General features: G+C 40.3%; 2 protein-coding genes. Both read left to right on the forward strand.

Annotation, left to right across the window (positions count from 1 at the left end):
* Positions 1-1,243, forward strand: a 1,243-nt coding sequence (locus tag AC3AYF_RS20660; RefSeq protein WP_487780347.1) for a sensor histidine kinase, incomplete at its 5' end; no start/stop codon positions are given.
* A 60-nt stretch (positions 1,244-1,303) separates the two neighbouring features.
* Positions 1,304-1,748, forward strand: a 445-nt coding sequence (locus tag AC3AYF_RS20665) for a response regulator (protein ID WP_487780348.1), incomplete at its 3' end; no start/stop codon positions are given.

Genomic DNA, 1,748 nt, shown 5'->3' on the forward strand with positions numbered 1-1,748 from the left:
CTTGTTTATTTCCATGACCATGATTCTCCTTGGAGCGGTATTATTCCGGAAGATAACTAACCCGATTATTAATCGTATTCGTGAAAGTGAACATCGTTATCGTGCTTTAGTTGAAGAAATAAACGAATGGGTGTGGGCCGTCAATAAAGAGGGGGTGATTACCTATAGCAGCCCCTATGTAAAAGGATTATTAGGTTATGACGATCAGCAGATTATCGGTAGGAAACTAGTTGATCTAGTCGATAAGCAGTCAAAAGATAATTTGCCCAGAGGTTTCCAAGGTCACCCAACGCACATCCAGGCGGTGAATAATATTGAATTGCTTGTCAATAAGAGCGACGGGCAGTCAATTGTAATGGAGTTAAGTGCCGTACCTGTTTTTTTACCGGGACGTGTTTTTAGCGGTTATCGGGGCGTGGCGCGTGATATTAGTGAACGTAAACAAGCAGAACAGTTACGTAATGATTATCAACACAAATTAGAACAAGATGTTGCAGCGCGCACTGCGGAGTTACATGAAATTAATGAGGAGTTAAAAAACTTCACGTATATCGTTTCGCATGATTTACGTTCTCCATTGGTCAGCATTGTTGGTTTTTCGAATGAGGTGAAATTCGATGTTGAATCGCTATTAGCTGAGCTGGATATCCAGTCTCTTTCTGAAATTACTAATGAACGCTTAGAGTCGACGATTCCAGAATCATTGGATTACATCAATAAGGCAGCGGAGAAAATGGAAGGGCTTATTACGAATATTCTCGAATTATCAAGGCTAGGTCGACGTAATATAGAGCTTGAATTAGTGAGCAGTGAAGCAATCGTAGATAAAAATATCAAGGCCTTGGCATATCAGCTTGATAAAGTGAATCTAACGATAAAAGAGTTACCAAAGTTGAACACCGATGAATTAGCCTTAGAACAGATCTTTGGCAATTTGCTGGGCAATGCGGTGAAATTTCTCCAGACAGATCGACAAGGTGAGATTTCAGTCTGGGCAGAGCGCGATCAAAACTGTTGGCATTTTTTTATTAAAGATAATGGCCGTGGCATTGCGGAAGAGGATATTAAACATGTATTTGAAATTTTCCGTCGTGTTGGGCCGCGAAATGTAGTCGGTGATGGGATGGGATTAACCTATGTTCAGACCTTGGTCAGACGCTTAGGTGGTCGAATTCAATGCACTTCGACCTTGGACAAAGGTACGACCTTTAGCTTCAGCATACCGATTATCTCGGCTGAGTAACAAAGTATGATTTGGATATGATTTCAATTCTTCACTAGTTTAAATGTAGGCAGCTAAATTATGAGCATGAAATTTAATACCATTATTCTGGTTGATGATGAACCTGCACATGCCACCTTGGTAGAACGAAACTTAAGACGGGTGGGATTTAAACACAACATCCTTAAACTGGAACGCGGTCAAGAAGTATTAGATTTGATTTTTGGTCTTGGTGATTATGAACAACTTCCCGCCCCTGATTTCCCCCTTATATTGTTGGATCTTAATATGCCAGGAAAAAGTGGCATGGATGTGCTGAAAGAGATCAAAAGTAATGTGGAAACCAGCCATATTCCCATTATTGTATTGACTACCTCAGATGATCCGGCAGAAATTGAACAATGTTATCGACTGGGCTGTAATGCTTACATTATTAAGCCTGTTACGCCCGATGAGTTTAAAGAAAAAATGGGGGAATTAGGTAAGTTTTTAAATATTTTAAGTTCGCCATCCTGCCCAGCCATAT

Source organism: Salinicola sp., assembly GCF_982684285.1.